The 16,321-nt window shown below is 63.2% G+C and carries 13 protein-coding genes; 5 read left to right on the top strand and 8 right to left on the bottom strand.

The window, feature by feature from the left end; genetic code table 11:
* Window positions 1-2,645, bottom strand: a 2,645-nt coding sequence (locus ACLL97_RS15405; RefSeq protein WP_411281365.1) for a TonB-dependent receptor domain-containing protein, incomplete at its 3' end; no start/stop codon positions are given.
* A gap of 285 nt (window positions 2,646-2,930) precedes the next feature.
* On the opposite strand from ACLL97_RS15405, the gene ACLL97_RS15400 reads away from it, so the two are divergent.
* Window positions 2,931-5,369, top strand: a complete 2,439-nt coding sequence (locus ACLL97_RS15400; protein ID WP_411281364.1) for a DUF5916 domain-containing protein — start codon at window positions 2,931-2,933, stop codon at window positions 5,367-5,369.
* A 745-nt stretch (window positions 5,370-6,114) separates the two neighbouring features.
* Here ACLL97_RS15400 and ACLL97_RS15395 read toward each other — a convergent pair.
* The gene (locus ACLL97_RS15395) at window positions 6,115-6,864 is read right to left on the bottom strand and encodes a Bax inhibitor-1/YccA family protein (protein WP_411281363.1); all 750 of its coding nucleotides are present in this window, start codon (window positions 6,862-6,864) and stop codon (window positions 6,115-6,117) included.
* Window positions 6,865-6,971: 107 nt separating this feature from the next.
* Here ACLL97_RS15395 and ACLL97_RS15390 point away from each other — a divergent pair, with 107 nt between their 5' ends.
* The gene (locus ACLL97_RS15390) at window positions 6,972-7,307 is read left to right on the top strand and encodes an ArsR/SmtB family transcription factor (RefSeq protein WP_411281362.1); all 336 of its coding nucleotides are present in this window, start codon (window positions 6,972-6,974) and stop codon (window positions 7,305-7,307) included.
* Window positions 7,308-7,405: 98 nt separating this feature from the next.
* Complete coding sequence (locus tag ACLL97_RS15385) at window positions 7,406-8,287, top strand: arsenite methyltransferase (protein ID WP_411281361.1); 882 nt, start codon at window positions 7,406-7,408, stop codon at window positions 8,285-8,287.
* A gap of 5 nt (window positions 8,288-8,292) precedes the next feature.
* Here the strand turns inward: ACLL97_RS15385 and ACLL97_RS15380 are convergent, their stop codons facing one another.
* The gene (locus ACLL97_RS15380) at window positions 8,293-8,712 is read right to left on the bottom strand and encodes a cbb3-type cytochrome c oxidase subunit I (protein ID WP_411281360.1); all 420 of its coding nucleotides are present in this window, start codon (window positions 8,710-8,712) and stop codon (window positions 8,293-8,295) included.
* A 230-nt stretch (window positions 8,713-8,942) separates the two neighbouring features.
* On the opposite strand from ACLL97_RS15380, the gene ACLL97_RS15375 reads away from it, so the two are divergent.
* Window positions 8,943-9,713, top strand: a complete 771-nt coding sequence (locus ACLL97_RS15375; protein ID WP_411281359.1) for a hypothetical protein — start codon at window positions 8,943-8,945, stop codon at window positions 9,711-9,713.
* Here ACLL97_RS15375 and ACLL97_RS15370 read toward each other — a convergent pair.
* The 5 genes from ACLL97_RS15370 to ACLL97_RS15350 form a co-directional block, all read right to left on the bottom strand.
* Entirely contained in the window at window positions 9,685-10,035 is a 351-nt protein-coding gene (locus tag ACLL97_RS15370) for a hypothetical protein (RefSeq protein ID WP_411281358.1), read from the bottom strand. The genes ACLL97_RS15375 and ACLL97_RS15370 overlap by 29 nt on opposite strands.
* A 12-nt stretch (window positions 10,036-10,047) precedes the next feature.
* Complete coding sequence (locus ACLL97_RS15365) at window positions 10,048-11,499, bottom strand: M20/M25/M40 family metallo-hydrolase (protein WP_411281357.1); 1,452 nt, start codon at window positions 11,497-11,499, stop codon at window positions 10,048-10,050.
* A 29-nt stretch (window positions 11,500-11,528) separates the two neighbouring features.
* Window positions 11,529-11,732: a hypothetical protein gene (locus ACLL97_RS15360; protein ID WP_411281356.1), complete on the bottom strand. Its 204-nt coding sequence runs from the start codon at window positions 11,730-11,732 to the stop codon at window positions 11,529-11,531.
* Window positions 11,733-11,762: 30 nt separating this feature from the next.
* On the bottom strand, window positions 11,763-12,752 hold the full coding sequence (locus tag ACLL97_RS15355) for a polysaccharide deacetylase family protein (protein ID WP_411281355.1): 990 nt from the start codon (window positions 12,750-12,752) through the stop codon (window positions 11,763-11,765).
* A gap of 61 nt (window positions 12,753-12,813) precedes the next feature.
* Window positions 12,814-13,854: a DUF6929 family protein gene (locus tag ACLL97_RS15350; RefSeq protein WP_411281354.1), complete on the bottom strand. Its 1,041-nt coding sequence runs from the start codon at window positions 13,852-13,854 to the stop codon at window positions 12,814-12,816.
* A gap of 136 nt (window positions 13,855-13,990) precedes the next feature.
* Between ACLL97_RS15350 and ACLL97_RS15345 the strand changes: the two genes are divergently transcribed.
* A complete protein-coding gene (locus tag ACLL97_RS15345) occupies window positions 13,991-16,294 on the top strand; it encodes a M14 family zinc carboxypeptidase (protein ID WP_411281353.1) in 2,304 nt (767 codons plus the stop codon).
* Window positions 16,295-16,321 lie beyond the last annotated feature (27 nt).

The following is a 16,321-nucleotide window of genomic DNA, read 5'->3' as shown; positions in this document are numbered from 1 at the left end:
AGCGTCACGTTGTAGCGAGGCGCGGCGTAGCCTCGGAAAATCGCTGAGTCACCGACGAACACTTCGTTCTTCGCGGCATCTGCGTAGTACGTGAGCAATCCGTCACCGTTCTTGTCTGTATATCCGGTAATCGGACGCGCCCAGAGTCCGGAGATCGGGTACCCCGCCACAATGCGCGACGTCGTGCCGACCTGCGGCGGGTTGTTACCGAGCGACACAACCTTGTTGTCGTTGGCCGAACCCGACAGGTTGACGTCCCAACCCAACTTGTCGCCCTGCAGAATCTGCGCATTGATCGCGACTTCGACACCGGCGTTCTTGACCGAGCCGAGGTTACGGAGCTGCGACGTCACCGAGCCGTACGACGGCGGCAGGATAGCGCTGATCAGTGCGTCATGCGTGATCTTGCTGTAGTACGTCGCATCGAGGTTGACGCGTGAGTTGAACATTCCCACTTCAAATCCGGTTTCCTGCTCGGCCGAGCGCTCCGGCTTGAGGTCGTCGTTGCCAAGTGCAGCCTGCGTGACGGTGGGCTGGTCGACGTTCTGAATGCTCGTGCTGTTCGCCGTGAAGAAGCGAAGCGCGTCATTGGGGCCCGGCTGCACGCCAGACTGGCCATAGGCGTAGCGGAGGCGGACCGAATTCACGAACGACGGCGCCTTCCACCATGCTTCCTGCGAGATCAAATACGCGGCCGATGCCTTCGGATACAGGATGCTCTGGAAGTTGGTTCCGAACGCCGAGTTCTGGTCGCTGCGGACTGCGGCCGTGAGGAAGAGCCGATCTCCGACATTGAGCGCCTGCTCGATGAAGACACCGAACGTCTTCTGAATGGTCGTGCCTTCGCTCACCGATGGGATCGTGCCTGAGCCGACGTTCTGCGAGCCAGGGGCAATCTGTGTCGCGCCAGTGGTAGCCGACGTAGAACGGAAGCCGATGTACTGCGCACCAACGGTGGTCTTGAGCGCGAAGTTCGAAAGGTTGTACGACGCAGTCGAGCCGAGATCGACGGTGACGTTGCTGATATTCACGCGGTTGATGCCACGCGCGCCGAGACGCGTGGTGGCCGTGAGCGGTGGGCCTTCGCCGCGTAATAGCAGGTTTTCGTCGCTGCGACCGGTGAAGTCGGTACCGACCGTAGCGCGATTCGCTAGCCAGCTGAGCGGACGCCAGTTGGCTCCCGCCGACCAGATGAAGCGATTCACCTCCTGACTCGTCCGCTCCTGCCACATGTAGCCAGGCGTCCAGGCGCGGTAGCCGTTGAGCGGCGTGCCCAAACCAGATACGTTGCCGTTGTCGCGGGTACCAGGGCCACCGAACAGGTGCGAGCCGAGACCAGCGGTGGCGTTCGATTCCAGCGAGTAGCGCTGGGCAACGTTGATGAAGTTGGTGGCAACGGCGAGGTCGAGCTTGGGCGTGATTGCCGAGTTCAAATTCATGCGCAACGACTTGCGTGCCGTCACGTTCGGATGGCTGGTCCACGGGCGCAGCGGTAAGTCGGCCGCGGCAAACCGGTCGCGTTCGAACTGCGGAAGTGACAGCACGCCCTGTTCCTTCTCGTCTTCCGCCGAGAAGAAGTAGCGGACGGCTTCGCTGCCGCCCGACACTTGGGCGCCCATCTGTCGACGCACACCCGTACCGACCGGCGTGAGATCTCTCTCTTTGAAGATGTTGAGCGAGACCGTGGAGTCGGCCGTGCAGACACCGGTTCCGACCGACTGCAAGCTGCAACCGTTGCTGCGCGAGGACGTGCCGGAGGTTCCCGTTTTCGCAAACAGGCTGTAGGCGTCCGGATAGAAGTTACGATCGGTGAGCGCACCGCCTTCGCCGTAAATATTCCAACGAGCGGCTCCGGCACGACCCTTCTTGGTCGTTACCAGGATGACACCGTTGGCGGCGTCGGTGCCGTACAGCGTGGCGGCCGACGGTCCCTTCACGATTTCGATGTTCTCGATCTCTTCCGGGTTGAGGTCGCCAATACGACTGGCATTATTGCCACCCGTGGTGCCGCCGCTGCCCGTGGCCGTATTGAAGTCGGCGTTGTTGCTGGTCATACGAATGCCGTCGATAATCCAGATCGGCTCGTTGGACAAGCTCACGGAGTTCGAGCCGCGAATACGAATACGCGATCCAGTTCCGGTCTGCGAGCCGCTGGTGACGGTCACGCCGGGCGCGCGCGAATTCAGGAGGTCGCTCAAGTTCGACACGGGAGCCGCCTCGAGCACCTTACTGACGTCGATGTTGGCGGTGGCGTTACCGATTTCCACGCGACGCTGCTCGCCAGTGGCAGTCGTGACGACGGCCGCGAGATTGATCGCCGCCGTGGCCATCGCGAACTCAATGGTGGCCGTCTGACCAGCAGCAATCGATTGCTTCTTCGTCTGCTCGGTGTAGCCGACCCGGAGTACGCGCACTGTGTACTCGGCGGCGGGAATACCTCGCAGGATGATGCGACCGTCAGCTCCCGTCGCGCCGGCGAAGTTTGTGCCGACGAGGAAGACACGCGCAGCTTCGACTGGTCGCTGATTGGCCACATCAGTGACACGGACGGATAGGGTTCCCGGCCCGCTTTGCGCGTGAGCTTGGGGAACGGCTACCGCGATCGTGCCTGCCAGTACCAGCAGGGCACGCCAAGGGTGTTGCATGAGCGGGTCTCCTCGAAAGTGGAATGGAACTGAACTATCGTGGACCAAGGCAGAGCGTACCGCTACCCGGGTCTGTCCTACGTCGAACAGGTACCGAATACCTCACCAGCAAGTATTCAACAACTAAAGAATACAATCGGTTGCATAACTATGCGAATCGGGGCGGAGCGTAATCGTCTTGTCCCAACGTTCCTACCCGTTCTACGTAGATATACGAACAGCGAGCGGAGAACGGACCGATATCGCTTCCGGCTCGTCACCACGATCGCATCGCGTAGCGTGCCCATGTCATACTTATTCGCCGCGCTGCTGCAGATAGTGCCGTCACTGCCGCCGGCGTCGAAGCCGTCGGCACCGGTGCCACCGGCCGCCGGCGCGCCAATCAGCAACAACAGCGCACCCTTGGGTGCGCGTCACAGCGGCGCCGTTTTCCACGGTCGCCGCGGACAGCTCACGGTCGCCACGCCCCGACGCGATGCGGCGATTGTGGTCGACGGCCGGCTCGACGAGCCAGCATGGTCGGACGCCGCGCTGCTGACGGGGTTCTCGCAGTTCTTTCCCGCCGATGGTGTGGCGGCGCTCGACAGTACCGAGGTACTGGTATGGTATTCGGCGACCGAGCTGCATGTGGGCGTTCGTGCATTCGCGGCATCGGGCAGCGTGCGCGCCACGCTCGCCGATCGTGACAAGATTTCGGCCGACGACAACGTGCAGCTGTTTCTGGGTACGTATAGCGACAGTCGACAGGCGCTCGTGTTTGCCGTGAACCCGTTCGGCATTCAGAGTGATGGTGTACTCACCGAAACAGGCTCGGTGTTGGGCGGTGGCTTCACCAGCACATCAGCCAAGGCACGAGAGAGTTCCGATCTCGCCCCCGACTACGTGTGGAAATCGAAGGGGCAGCTCACCGAGTTCGGCTATCAAGTAGAGCTCTCGATCCCATTCAAGAGTTTGCGCTATCGCGCCGGCGATGAACAGCGCTGGCAGCTGAACGTGGCGCGCACGGTTCAGGTCACGGGGCATGAAGAGACGTGGACGCCTGCCCTGCGTGGCGCGTCGAGTTTTCTCGCGCAGTCGGGCGTGCTGGCCGGATTGCGTGATCTGCAGCGCGGTCTCACGGTGGATGTGATCCCCACGATCACGTCGAGTGCGGTGGGCACCCGCAACACGAGCAACGCGGCGTGGGACTACAACGGAGGGCGGCCCGAGCTGGGCGGGAGCGTCCGGTGGGGTGTCACCAGCAATCTCACGGTCGCCGGCACCGCGAATCCCGACTTCTCGCAGGTCGAGGCCGACGCCACGCAGTTTTCCTACGATCCGCGCCAAGCGGTGTTCTTCCCCGAGCGTCGTCCCTTCTTTCTGGAAAGTCAGGAGCAGTTCACGACGCCAAACCGGCTGATCTACACGCGGCGCATTGCCCAGCCCTTGGCGGCCAGCAAGCTCACCGGGAAGTACGGAGGCTTCGACATCGGCCTGCTGTCGGCGGTCGACAATCAGGACGCGTCGTTCGATCAGAACCATTCGCCGCTGTACAACATTCTGCGCCTGCAGCGCGACCTTGGCTCGCAGAGTCGTATCGGCGTCGCATACACCGACAAGATCGACGGGCAGCGCTGGAACCGTGTGGTCGGCGTGGACGGCCGACTGGTGCGCGGCATCTACAACTTGCAGGGCCAGGTCGCGAACAGTTTCACCAGCAGCGACAGCGGCACCCTGAGCGCGCCCCTCTTCGATGTGAGCGCCTCACGCAACGGACGCCGGTTCGTGGTCCGCTATGCGATGAACGGCATAAGCCCAGACTTCGACGCACAATCGGGCTTCATCGCGCGCCCCGGCATCGCCAACATCTCGGCGACGCATCGCTGGAATTTCTACGGCAAGCCGAAGGCGATGGTGGAATTGTTCAGCCCTGAGCTGTACATGCTGGGCCGCTATCAGTACGACAGCTTCGTGAACGGTGATGGATCGCAGGATCGCCAGCTCCACCTGCGCGCCAATACCCGGCTCAAGGGCGGCTGGCAGATCGGCACGCAGCTGCTGCTCGAAGTGTTCGGCTACGACCCGTCGCTGTACACGAACTACGTGCTGCTTCAGCCGGCCAGCATGGGCCGCGTCGACACCGTGGCGTACACCGGCACACCCAAGATCGGCAATCGCGACTGGGTTTTCTCCGTGGGTACGCCTGAATTCCGCCGGTTCAGCTATAGCGGCTTCGGCATCGTCGGGTACGACGAGAACTTTCTGGAGTGGAGCTCGTCCCGGATTTTCAGCGCACAGAACACACTGAACCTGCGCCCCACCGAGCAGCTGCGACTCGCCGCCACGTGGAATTACGACACCTTTGATCGACGCAGCGACGGCACGCGTGTGCTCACCCGCAATACCCCGCGCCTTCGCACCGAGTATCAGGTCACGCGTCAGTTCTTTGTGCGCGTGATCGGTGAACGTTCGGTGGTGCGACAGGATTCACTACGCGACGACACCCGCACGAACGCACCGATCTATTTACGCGGCGCGAATGGTTCGCTCGCGCGGGCAGCGGCGCTTGAGCGCACTCGCGCCCGCATCGATGTGCTCCTGTCGTATCTGCCGTCACCGGGCACCGTAGTGTACCTGGGCTACGGTGACGCACTGGCCGCCAATCGTCCCGCAGGTCCAGAGCGACTGCAGCGCACCCGCGATCAGTTCTTCATGAAGCTGAGCTACCTGTTCCGATTGCAGTGATACCGACGGATACCTCTCATAATGCGATTTGCGCTTGCTCAGCGTTACCATGGCACGACAGTTGAACAACCCAGCGCGAGGTGTCTGTTGCAGTCGTCCGAACGTCGATTGTGACGCTGGTACGGAGCAGATCGATGGTGCGCACCATGCGCCCACCCATCTGCGCCTGCGCTCCGACCATCTGACGGTCATGTACCGCCGCCTCGCTGATCTCGCCACGTTGTACCCGCGTGTTCCCTTGGTCCGCGTTGACGTTCTTCTTGACGCCGTCGTGATTTCCGTGGTTCCTCTTGGTTCAGCAAGCGTCTCGCCTGCCTTATCGATCCGTCGCGCTTTTTGCTTATCGGTGCGGCTCGGTGCGCTCTGCCGGCTCCGTATAGCAGCTGTTGCCGTGGTCGTTGACGTTACTGTAGCAGTGGCCAGCAGTTGGTTTCGTTCGCGCTCCTCTGAACTGACGATCGACGGATGCCGAAAGATCAAGAACAGCGGGAACACGGAGCTGGCGGATTTGGGGGAACCGCACCGATCAGCAAACCGGGACATTCAACATTGAGTCATCGCGCTTTTGCGCGGCCTTGCCACGTCGCCAGCGCAGGTGCCGTGAATATCTATAATGGTGCCCACAACGCAAACGGCCCCGATCACGCTATGCTCGATCGGGACCGCTTCGCGTGAAGTTGCGACGCTAGTGGCGACGCTAGTGGCGACGCTAGTGGCGACGCTAGTTGCGACGCTAGTTGCGACGCTAGTTGCGACGGCCCTGCAGACGCGACAACAGGCGCAGCAGTTCGAGATACAACCAGATCAACGTGACCATGAGTCCGAACGCCGCAAACCACTCGAGCTGCTTCGGAAGGCCGGCCTGCACCCCCTGTTCAATGCGATCGAAGTCGAGCACCAGGTTGAGTGCCGCCACACCGGCGATGGCGAGATTGATGCCAATCGCGAGCGGGCCAGACGACGTGAAGTAGCCGATCGACACACCGAAGAGCGACAGCACCATCGAGCCAAGATAGAACAGGCCGATACCGATCATCGCCGCGAACATCATGCGACGGAAGCCTTCGGTGGCGCGCAGGATGTTGAAGCGGTACAGCAGAAATACCGAGGCGGCGACTCCGAACGTCAGCAACACCGCTTGTTGCGGCAGTCCCGCGAAGCGCAGGTTGTACAGGGCCGACACGGCACCGAGGAAGATGCCCTGCAACGACGCGTAGATCGGCGCGCTCCATGGTGCGGTTTGCGGCTTGAAGCTGGCGATCATGCCCACGATGAACCCGCCAATTCCGCCCAACAGCATGGCGGGCATGAGCAGATCGAGGTTCCCCGTCGCGAACTGTTGCCAGGTGACCGCCGCCGAGAAGAGCACGACCGCGAGCAGTATCGCGGCCTTGCCCGCCACTCCGGCAGTGGTCATGGAACCCGAGCGCGAACCGGCGGCGGTGGCACGTGCCGCGTCAGCTAGGCGAGAAAGAACGGGATTCGAAGTGCGCATAATGGATCGTCGTCGAAAGAGGGGAATCGGCGTACCTCGAGAACATACCCCACAGGGCTCAGTCTGGCCGCCCTTGACGCATCAAGATTTTCTGATATGATTCACGAATGGCGAGTATGCACCTCAATCTGTCCCGCTCCACGCGAATCTTCCACGCCCTGTCTGACGAAACCCGTCTGGCTGTGGTGCAGATGCTGGGCGGTGGCGAGCGGTGCGTGTGCGACCTGCAGGATGCCTTGGACGTGGCGCAGTCGCGCCTCTCGTTTCACCTCAAGGTGCTCAAGGAGGCGGGGTTGGTGACCGATCGGAAGGATGGACGTTGGTCGTACTACACCCTCGTGCCCGACGCGCTCACCGAAGCCCACGATATCGTTTATACGTTGGCGTCGCCGCGCCTCGCGGGCGGGCGGGCGCTCACGGGATTGGGCCGCTGCTGCGGGTAGTCCCGTCGAGTTTGCCCCGCTTCTTCGGGCCTATCGTATCAAGATTTATTGTTCTTGTGTTCCCCACTGCCATACCAACTTCCACGAGGCTCCCAATCATGACCGCTCCCATTGGCATCACCCTCAAAACGTCCACCGCGCCGACGGATGTCGCCGAAATTGTCCGCCAGAAGTACGGAGCGGCCGCTCGCCGGGTGCTCGAGATGAATGAGGCGACGTCTTGTTGCGGACCTACCAGTTCGTGCTGCGGTAGCACTGAGTTTAACGGCTCCGTGGACCCGATTACGTCGAACCTGTATGTGAATGGCGAGACCGAGGAGTTGCCTGATGCGGCCGTGCTGGCGTCACTCGGTTGCGGCAATCCCACCGCGCTAGCCCAGCTCGAGACCGGCCAGACCGTGCTCGACCTTGGCTCGGGCGGCGGCATCGATGTGATCCTGTCGGCGCGGCGCGTAGGCCCCACGGGCAAGGCGTACGGCCTCGATATGACCGACGACATGCTCGCGCTCGCACGTCGCAACGCTGCCGAGGCGGGCATTCCGAACATCGAGTTCCTGAAGGGGCAGATCGAGTCGATTCCGCTGCCCGACAATAGCATCGACGTGATTATCTCGAACTGCGTGATCAACCTGTCGAGTGACAAGCGCACCGTGCTGGCCGAAGCGTTTCGCGTGTTGAAGCCGGGCGGACGGTTCGCGGTGAGCGACGTGGTCGTACGCGGCGACGTCCCCGACGCGGTGCGCCGCAACATGGAACTGTGGGTCGGTTGCGTAGCTGGCGCACTGGAGGAAACCGAGTTCATGCGCCTGCTCACCGACGTCGGTTTTGTTGACACGTCCGTCGAACCGACGCGCTTCTATCGCAGCGACGACGCCCGTCAGTTCCTGCAGGAAAGCGGGGTGGACGTGGACGCGCATCTCGACGAGATCGACGGCAAGTTCATGGCCGCGTTCGTGCGCGCCCAGAAGCCGGGCGCCTAGGCACATCACCCTTCGGTAACGGGCGTATGCTCGTCGAGCACGCGGAGGGGACGGCGCACACGTGACGCATCGGCCGCGACCTCCGGCGCGCGCGCTGGCGTCACCTCGACCTCCTGCAGGGTGCGCCACACTTGCCAGGCAAAGCAGTACGCAGCAACGGCGGAGAGGGTGGCGCCGATGCCGATCACGAACGGCGCCGCCGGCTGGGCGGCCGCCTGCAGCATGAGCCCCGGTGCAAACAGCAGCAGTCCAACGTTGCCGATCCAGAGATGGATCATGGCCAACCGACGACTGTACAGCGGCTTCCCGGCCAACCGGGGGATGATGTGATAGCCGACGCCGAAGATCATCATCGACACGAACCCGAGCAGGTTCATGTGCAGATGCGCCGGCCGATAGACCACCCACACGGGATGGACAGCCATCGCTGTCCCAAGGCTGACACCAGCGGCCAGCCAACAGACGCTGGACCGTAGAAACGCGCGCACGAACCACTCCATGACCCCTCCAGGCGAACGCTGACCTTCGCGAGGCCGAAGTCTGGCCAGCTGTTCGCCGATCCGACGTCGGGCATACTCGCATGTTATGTACGGGTTTAACTGACGTCGACCTGCGCCCGCTTGCGGGCGCCCGCCGATCCCGCTTGCCTTCACCAATGGACCAGAATGCACCGCGCCGTTACGACGACGAGGAAACGTCGCTGATTCTCGAGCAAGCGAGCCGCCTCGACACCGATGAGACAGCCGACGAACAACAGGCGCTTAGCGGGCAGTCACTTCGCTCATCGGCTCAGGGCCTGACTTTGGCAGAATTGCAGTCGATTGGCGAAGAGGCTGGGATATCGGCCGCCGCGGTGGCGCGAGCCGCTGTCGCGATTGCTCGCGGCGATCACCTCGCTCCCGAACGGCAGATGCTGTTGGGACTTCCGGTCGGCGTCGCGCGGACGGTCGTATTCGATCGTCGGGTGACTGACGCCGAATGGGAGCGTATGGTGGTGCTCTTCCGGCGCACCTTCGGCGTCACGGGCGTCCTGCGCAGCGAAGGGTCGCTTCGCGAGTGGCGAAACGGTCGTCTTTGCGCGAGCCTCGAACCCACGGCGCGGGGCGGGCATCAACTTCGCTTGTCCACCAACAAGAGCGACGCCCGGACGTTCAACGTGCTCGGCGCCGTGGGTTCGATACTCGGCCTCTCTCTGACCGGTCTGGTGGCGGTACAATCCGGACTCGATCCGTCGGCGGCATGGTTCGGGCCCATTGCCATTGCCGTAGGCGGTCTCTCCGCGCTGGCCCGCAACGCGCTGGTCCTCCCGCGCTGGTATGCCGAGCGTGCGCGGCAGATGTTTACCATCTCGATGGGTGTTTCAGAGATCGTCGAGGACGGCGACTCACGCCGACCCCTTACGGGATCGGCGTTTGACGTTCGGTGAGGTCGTTGTGCACATAGTGCTGCAGCAGTTCTTCGGCGGCGGGTAGATAGGCCTCGAGTGGCGGCAGACCGCCATCGAGGTTCGGGCCCGCGTCCCTGAACACAGCCGCGATACCGTGCGTGAGCGCGTTGAGATCGCGATGCTCATATACGCAGGCGTCGAGTAACATGACCAGGTAACTCGCGAGCACTTCGGGCGTCGGTTCACGCACCGAGCGCCATCCGATGCGCTCGAGCCCGCGCGTCAGCACGAGCGCGGCCCCATCACCGCCCAAGCCGGTGTCGGCGCGAAAACGAGCGCTCAGCGTGTCGAGCCGAATCATGACGGCCACACGCTACTGCGCCACCACGTTGGCGCTCAGCGCCTTGGTGAGACGATACAGAAACTCCTGCCCCTCGTAGTAGCTCTTGATGCCCATGCGCTCGTCACGCCCGTGCGCGCGTGCGTCGACGGTGGGATCGGCGAAAAGTCCCGACACGCCAAAGGCTGGCACACCGAGGGCGCGGAAGAATCGGGAATCCGTGGCACCGGTGCTCATCGTCGGGATGATCGGCATCTCGCCCCACAGCTCTTTCGTTATTCGCGCCACGTTCTGCATGAGTTCTGGCAGCAACACGGACGGTGGCGAGGCTGGACGCTGTGAACGGATAATCACCTGCACCGTCGTATCGCCGATGGCCTTCGCCAGCTCAGCCTGCACTTGGGGGGCGGTCTGCGTGGGATACACGCGGCAGTTGACATTAGCCTCGGCCAGCTGCGGGAGCGCGTTGGTGGCGTGGCCGCCCTTGAGCTCGGTCGCCACGCAGGTGGTGCGCAGCATCGAGTTATACTTGGGATCGGCCGTCACCACGGCGATGGCCGCGTTGTCGGCCGGATTCGCGACGAGCGCCTTCATGCCCTTGCCCATCGCCGGCGCTTCGAGCGCAGCCGTTTGGGAGAAAAACGCGCGCGTGACCTCATTCAGCTGAATGGCAAACTTGTAGCGACCGACTTTCGAGAGCGCGTCAGAGAGCGCCGTGATCGCGTTGTCGTCGCGCGGCACCGAGGAATGCCCGCCCTTGTTCGTCACACGCAGCGTGAAGTTGGTGGTGATTTTTTCCGTGGCCTGCACGCTGTTGAACAGCGGCTTGCCGTCGCGCAGCGTGCCGCCGCCGCCTTCGTTGATGACCAGCGCGGCATTTACCAGCTCCTGGTGATTCTTGAGCAGCCAATCGACGCCGTTGGCGGGGCCGCTTTCCTCGTCGGCGGTGAGCGCGATGATGATGTCGCGATCGGGCACGAACCCTTCGCGCTTCATGCGATACACGTTCGCCACGAAGATCGAGGCCATGGCCTTGTCGTCGGCAGTGCCACGACCGTAGTAGTACCCGTCGCGTTCGGTAAATACAAACGGATCAAGGTCCGGCGACCAGTCCGACTTGAGCGCTTCGACGACATCGAGGTGGGCAAGCAGCAACAGCGGCTTCGGCGCATTGGGGCCGCCTTTGCCGCGAATGCGCGCGACCACGTTGTGCTTCTCCGGGCGCGGACCGCCCACGAAGATATCGGCTTCCGGAATGCCGGCCGCCTTGAATCGGGCGGCCAAGGCCATGGCCGCCGTCGTAATGTTGCCCGTTTCCACGCCGGTGTTGATCTCGACGAGCTCCTTGTAAATCTCGCGGGAGAGCTGCTGCTGCGCGGTGAGCGCGGCCGGATTGAAGACGGGCACGCGCGACTGCGCCGACACATCAGACGACGCGGACAACGTCGCGCTCAGACCGATCAGGGGCACAAAGAAACGATGCATACGTACTCCACGCTGGAAAAGTGAGACGGTCACGCGCATCCGTGCGTACCGTCGAGTGAGAAGGCGATCCGCTCAGCCTGGTCTCGGCCACCAGTGGCGATGACGATGCACTGCACGCCGTTCGCTCCGCGATCCGAAATCGGGTTGGCGTAGCCACGTAACGCCGCGAGATCGGCCTGCCACTTGACCGACCCGTCACGCGTGCCGAGGGCACAACAGCGCGAACGCAGCACCGTATTTCGCAACGGACAGGTCGAGGCGCCCTACCGTGACCTCGGCTCGCCGAGCTTGGCCGCCTTCCGCACGTACTCTGCGGCATCGGCATGGGTGGCCCACCACACTTTCCCGACACCCTTCGCCTGAATGTGCGCGATGAGGAGTTCAAGCGCCACGATCCGCGAGCGATGCCCCGATACGTGCGGATGCAGCGTGAGCACGAACATCGTCCCCTCCTGGTACGCCTTGTCAAATTCGTCCATCCACACTCGGGCGACGTCGCGCGGGTTCATGTAGCGCTCGCCGCGCGGGTCGAACAGCGGCGCATCGTCGAGAATCCACTGCACCGGCAACTCAACCAGCCCCGTGGGCTGTCCTCGCTGCAACAATTCGTAGGGTGCATCATCCGCCATCAGCGAGCTCTCGTAACGGAAGCCCATGTCGCGGAGAATGCTCAGGGTATTCGGACTGAAATTCCAGCTTGGCGCGCGGTATCCGGTCGGCTTCTGCCCGGTCAGGGCCGTGAGTTCGGACACGGCCTTCGTGAGCAAGGCGCGCTCGGCTGAATCGGGGAGCGTCATGTTGAGCTCATGAATCCAGCCATGCACGGCAAACTCGTGTCGACCGCTCTTTTTGATGAGGTCAGCCATCGTCGGCGTGATCGCGAGACTGACCGACGGGATGAAGAACGACGCGGGAATCTTGTGCTGGTCGAGCAGTCGCATGATCCGAGGGAGTCCGACGCGGGCTCCGTACTGCATCTCGGCCAACGATCCAACGGTGGGCTCGCCGTACCGGATCGCGATGGTTTCATTGTCGACATCGAACGAGAGCAGCACCGCCACGCGCGCCCCATCCGGCCACGCGGTCGGCTGCAGCGAGCGACCAGCGCGGACCTCGTTCACCACGGTGTTGACGCTGTCCATCGACCACTTCCATCCCGGCTTCACGGTGGTGACCGGCACCGGCTGCGCCTGCGCATAGAGGATGGCGGGACTGCAGGCGAGCAGCAAGGCGAGTGAGAGTCGATTCATCATGGGTGGCCGACGGTGAGAGAAGTTCACGCTACACTGGTCTATCAGAGCATGGTGCTACGCCCTACGCCGGCGCGTTCGGCTGCGGCCACGGGCCGTCGAGGCGAAGTTCGCACAGCAGTGAGGGCGCATCCGGATCGTCAAGGTCGAGTACCACGTAGACCTGACGCGAGTCAGCACGTCCGCAGGCGATTCCCTCAACCTTGAGCGGCAATAGCGCACCGTGTGGGTCGCGAAGCAAGGCGTAGCGCATCACCGTGGCATCGCCGCGCGGATCGAGGACGCCGATCGCGCTTCCGGCGACCTCACCGTCACGCCGAGAATCGGGGGAGCCTTCGGCGGCCGCGGTATAGAGAATCAGGGGACGATCAGACCGGTCGCCCCAGGCAACCGTGGCGTCGGTGAAGCTCAGGCGAATACCGTTCGCTTCGCCGAGGGCGTACTGTTGCAACCGCGTCGGCTTCGGCGGCGCCACGTGCTCGGGCTGCGCGAGGTAGGCGCGTACCGATGGCCAATGCACATCGCAGGTCGCATCGAGGGGAACCCGATGCTTCGTGGCCTCGCCGTTGCCGCGTCCGAACAGGCGCAGCACATCGCCGATGAGCACAGCCCCTTCGAGGTTCATGTCGCTACCCGAGAAATCCGTGGCCTCCTGCAGTGCTTCGTACAGCCCCGGCGCCGCGATCAGGGCTAGTGTCTCGTCAGCCTCCCCTGCCCGTCGCACCGTGAGCACCCGCTCGCGTTTCTTGGAAGAGCCGGAGCCGATCGCCAACAACATCGGCCCGTCGGGTTCGTCGATGCTGACGAGCGCTTCGAGATCGAACTTCTGCTTCTTGTTGCCGCGCCCCGTGTCAAACTGGCGCACGCCGTCGGCACCGGCGGGCAAGACCACGCAATCCGCGAGACCAGTAGTCGGATCGACCAGCGCGATGAAATTGGCGTCATCCTGAACCACGGCGAGTCGCTCGCCAACCCACGCCAGCCCCGAGCCCGCCCGTACGTGTGCCGGCCGATCGAAGGCGTGATCGGCGCCAGCCGTGTATCGCAGCGGCAGTTGACGGACGAGATGCACGACAAGTGCAGGATCGTGTTGGGCGTGAATCATGCACTGCAATCTTCTCCAATGCCCTCGCTGACGCTACTGCATCACAACGGCAGAACCCCGGACCGCGTTTCCCAAACGGTAGTTGTCGCCGCACATTACCTTTACGTGGCTCCCTTGAATCTCGACTGGTGCTCCGATGACCCGTGCTTTTGTGTTGCGTACGATGGCAGTACTCTGTTGCCTGTCGTCGGCCACCGCCGCGCGCGCGCAACGTCGCGCGATACCATCGGTGCCTTCTCCGGCCAGTATTCTCGGGTGGGAGCCCGGTGCCGACCGAAAGCTCCCCTCGTGGAAGCAGGTCACCGACTACTTCGCGGCCGTCGACAACGCCAGCCCGCGGGTATCCGTTCGCACACTCGGCCGGACGACGCTTGGACGACCGTTCATCGTCGCGTTCATCAGTGACTCTGCGACGCTGGCCAATCTGCCGCGCTACCGAAGAATTCAGCAGCAGCTGATGGATCCGCGGCAGCGTACCGCGGCGACCCGTGCATCGCTGATCGCGCAAGGCAAGAACGTCATCCTGATCACGTCGAGTATTCACTCCAACGAAGTTGGCGGATTTCTGACGCCGCTCGTGGTGGCCGATCGACTGGCGCGGGCCGATACGCCGGAGGCGACGTCGATTCTCGCGAACACGATCATCATGCTGGTACCGAGCCAGAACCCCGACGGCGTCGACATCGTTGGCGACTGGTATCGCAGCACGCTCGATACGCCCGCCGAGGGCACTAATCCACCGTCGCTGTACCACTTCTACACGGGGCACGACAACAACCGCGACTGGTACGCCTTCACGCAAAAGGAAACGCGCTATACGGTGGACTCGCTCTACACGCCGTGGACGCCGCAGATCGTGAACGATGTGCACCAGCAAGGCAGTAATGCAGGTCGTATTTTCATTCCGCCGTACATGGATCCACTGGAGCCGAATATCGATCCCGTACTGACGGCGAGCACGAATGCGCTTGGCATGGCGATGGCGTGGCGTATGACGGCCGACGGGAAGACCGGCATCGCCACCAACGCGTCATATGATCAGTGGTCGCCGGCGCGCCAGTACTCACTGAACCATCGCGGGGCGCGCATCCTCACGGAAACCGCGAGTGCGCGACTGGCGTCGCCCATCGATCTGCCATTCGACAAGCTGGGCACGGGCCGCGGATACGATGCCAAGATCGCGTCGTGGAATTTCCCGGCGGTCTGGCCCGGTGGTCGCTGGGGCATCGGCGACATCGTGTCGTATCAAGTCGGCGCCACGTGGGCGCTGCTGGTGCAGGCGGCGCGAGACCGGGGCGCGTGGCTCGAGAGTTACGCCACCCTTGGTGAGCGAGCGCTGGCAGCCGACCATCCGTGGACGACGACGGACGTCCCGGCGATGTACGTGATCTCGAAGCAGCAGAGTGATCCGGCGGCGCTCACGCGATTGCTCTGGACGCTGCAACACGGACAGGTGGTCGTGCACGAGAGCCAGCCCAGCGGCAGCTATCTGGTCCCCTCGGCGCAGCCATTCGGTTCGTATGCCAAGGCGTTGTTGGAGCGACAGGTCTATCCGAATCTTCAGGAGTATCCGGGCGGTCCGCCAAAGCGACCGTACGACGTCACGGCGCATACCTTGCCCCTGTTGTTCGGCGTCGATGTGCAGGCCGTAAGCAAGCCGACCATGCAACTCGGTGCCGTGGTGAAGGCGGTTGCGGAGCCAACGTACGAGGTGGCGGGGTTGAGTGGAACGAGCAGCAAGCGCATCGCCATTTACCAGAGCTACAGCGCCTCGATGGACGAAGGGTGGACGCGTTGGGTGTTCGACGCCAATCGGATTCCGTTCACCACGCTGCACGATCGCGACGTCCGCGCGGGTGGACTTCGCGGGAAGTTCGATGCGATTCTGCTGCCGGATCAGCCTGCTGTGCAGTTACGCCGCGGACTGGGCACGCCGTACCCCGATTCCTTGCGTGGCGGCCTGGGCGATGTCGGTGCAGCAGCGTTGAAGGCCTTTGTGGCGGACGGGGGTGCCCTGCTCGCGTTCAACGAGGCGAGCGAGTACGCAATCGAGGCCTTGGCGCTTCCGGTCACCAACGTGCTCGCGGGTGTGCGCAACACCGACTTCTATGCGCCGGGGTCGATCTTCGCGGTCGAGGTGAATCGTGCGCATCCGGTGGCGGCGACCTTCCGCGCGCCGACGCCGGCCGTGTGGTTCGAGGACAGCCCGGCGTTTACGATCACGGATACCACCAGGGCGAGTGCCGTGTTGCAATATCGGTCGGCGGGCGACCCGTTGCTCTCGGGCTGGCTTTTGGGCGGCGCACGTCTGAATGGTCGCGCGGCACTCGTCGATGCCACCCTGGGCGCGGGTCACGTGTACCTCTACGGATTTCGTCCGCAGTACCGTGCGCAAACGAACGCCACGTGGCCGCTGATTTGGAGTGCGATTCTCAGGTAGTAAGAAATTCCCGTGCGTTGCTAGCGC

The sequence above is a fragment of the Gemmatimonas sp. genome (genome assembly GCF_046594945.1).
Lineage (GTDB): Bacteria > Gemmatimonadota > Gemmatimonadetes > Gemmatimonadales > Gemmatimonadaceae > Gemmatimonas.
The sequence above is the reverse complement of the archived record's forward strand: the minus strand, read 5'-3'. Positions and strand labels throughout refer to the sequence as shown.

Bases quoted from the DNA above. Each gene is read 5' to 3' on its own strand.
- ACLL97_RS15400 (WP_411281364.1), top strand. From the start codon at position 2,931: ATGTCATACTTATTCGCCGCGCTGCTGCAGATAGTGCCGTCACTGCCG.
- ACLL97_RS15395 (WP_411281363.1), bottom strand. From the start codon at position 6,864: ATGCGCACTTCGAATCCCGTTCTTTCTCGCCTAGCTGACGCGGCACGT.
- ACLL97_RS15390 (WP_411281362.1), top strand. From the start codon at position 6,972: ATGGCGAGTATGCACCTCAATCTGTCCCGCTCCACGCGAATCTTCCAC.
- ACLL97_RS15385 (WP_411281361.1), top strand. From the start codon at position 7,406: ATGACCGCTCCCATTGGCATCACCCTCAAAACGTCCACCGCGCCGACG.
- ACLL97_RS15380 (WP_411281360.1), bottom strand. From the start codon at position 8,712: ATGGCTGTCCATCCCGTGTGGGTGGTCTATCGGCCGGCGCATCTGCAC.
- ACLL97_RS15375 (WP_411281359.1), top strand. From the start codon at position 8,943: ATGGACCAGAATGCACCGCGCCGTTACGACGACGAGGAAACGTCGCTG.
- ACLL97_RS15370 (WP_411281358.1), bottom strand. From the start codon at position 10,035: ATGATTCGGCTCGACACGCTGAGCGCTCGTTTTCGCGCCGACACCGGC.
- ACLL97_RS15365 (WP_411281357.1), bottom strand. From the start codon at position 11,499: ATGCATCGTTTCTTTGTGCCCCTGATCGGTCTGAGCGCGACGTTGTCC.
- ACLL97_RS15355 (WP_411281355.1), bottom strand. From the start codon at position 12,752: ATGATGAATCGACTCTCACTCGCCTTGCTGCTCGCCTGCAGTCCCGCC.
- ACLL97_RS15350 (WP_411281354.1), bottom strand. From the start codon at position 13,854: ATGATTCACGCCCAACACGATCCTGCACTTGTCGTGCATCTCGTCCGT.
- ACLL97_RS15345 (WP_411281353.1), top strand. From the start codon at position 13,991: ATGACCCGTGCTTTTGTGTTGCGTACGATGGCAGTACTCTGTTGCCTG.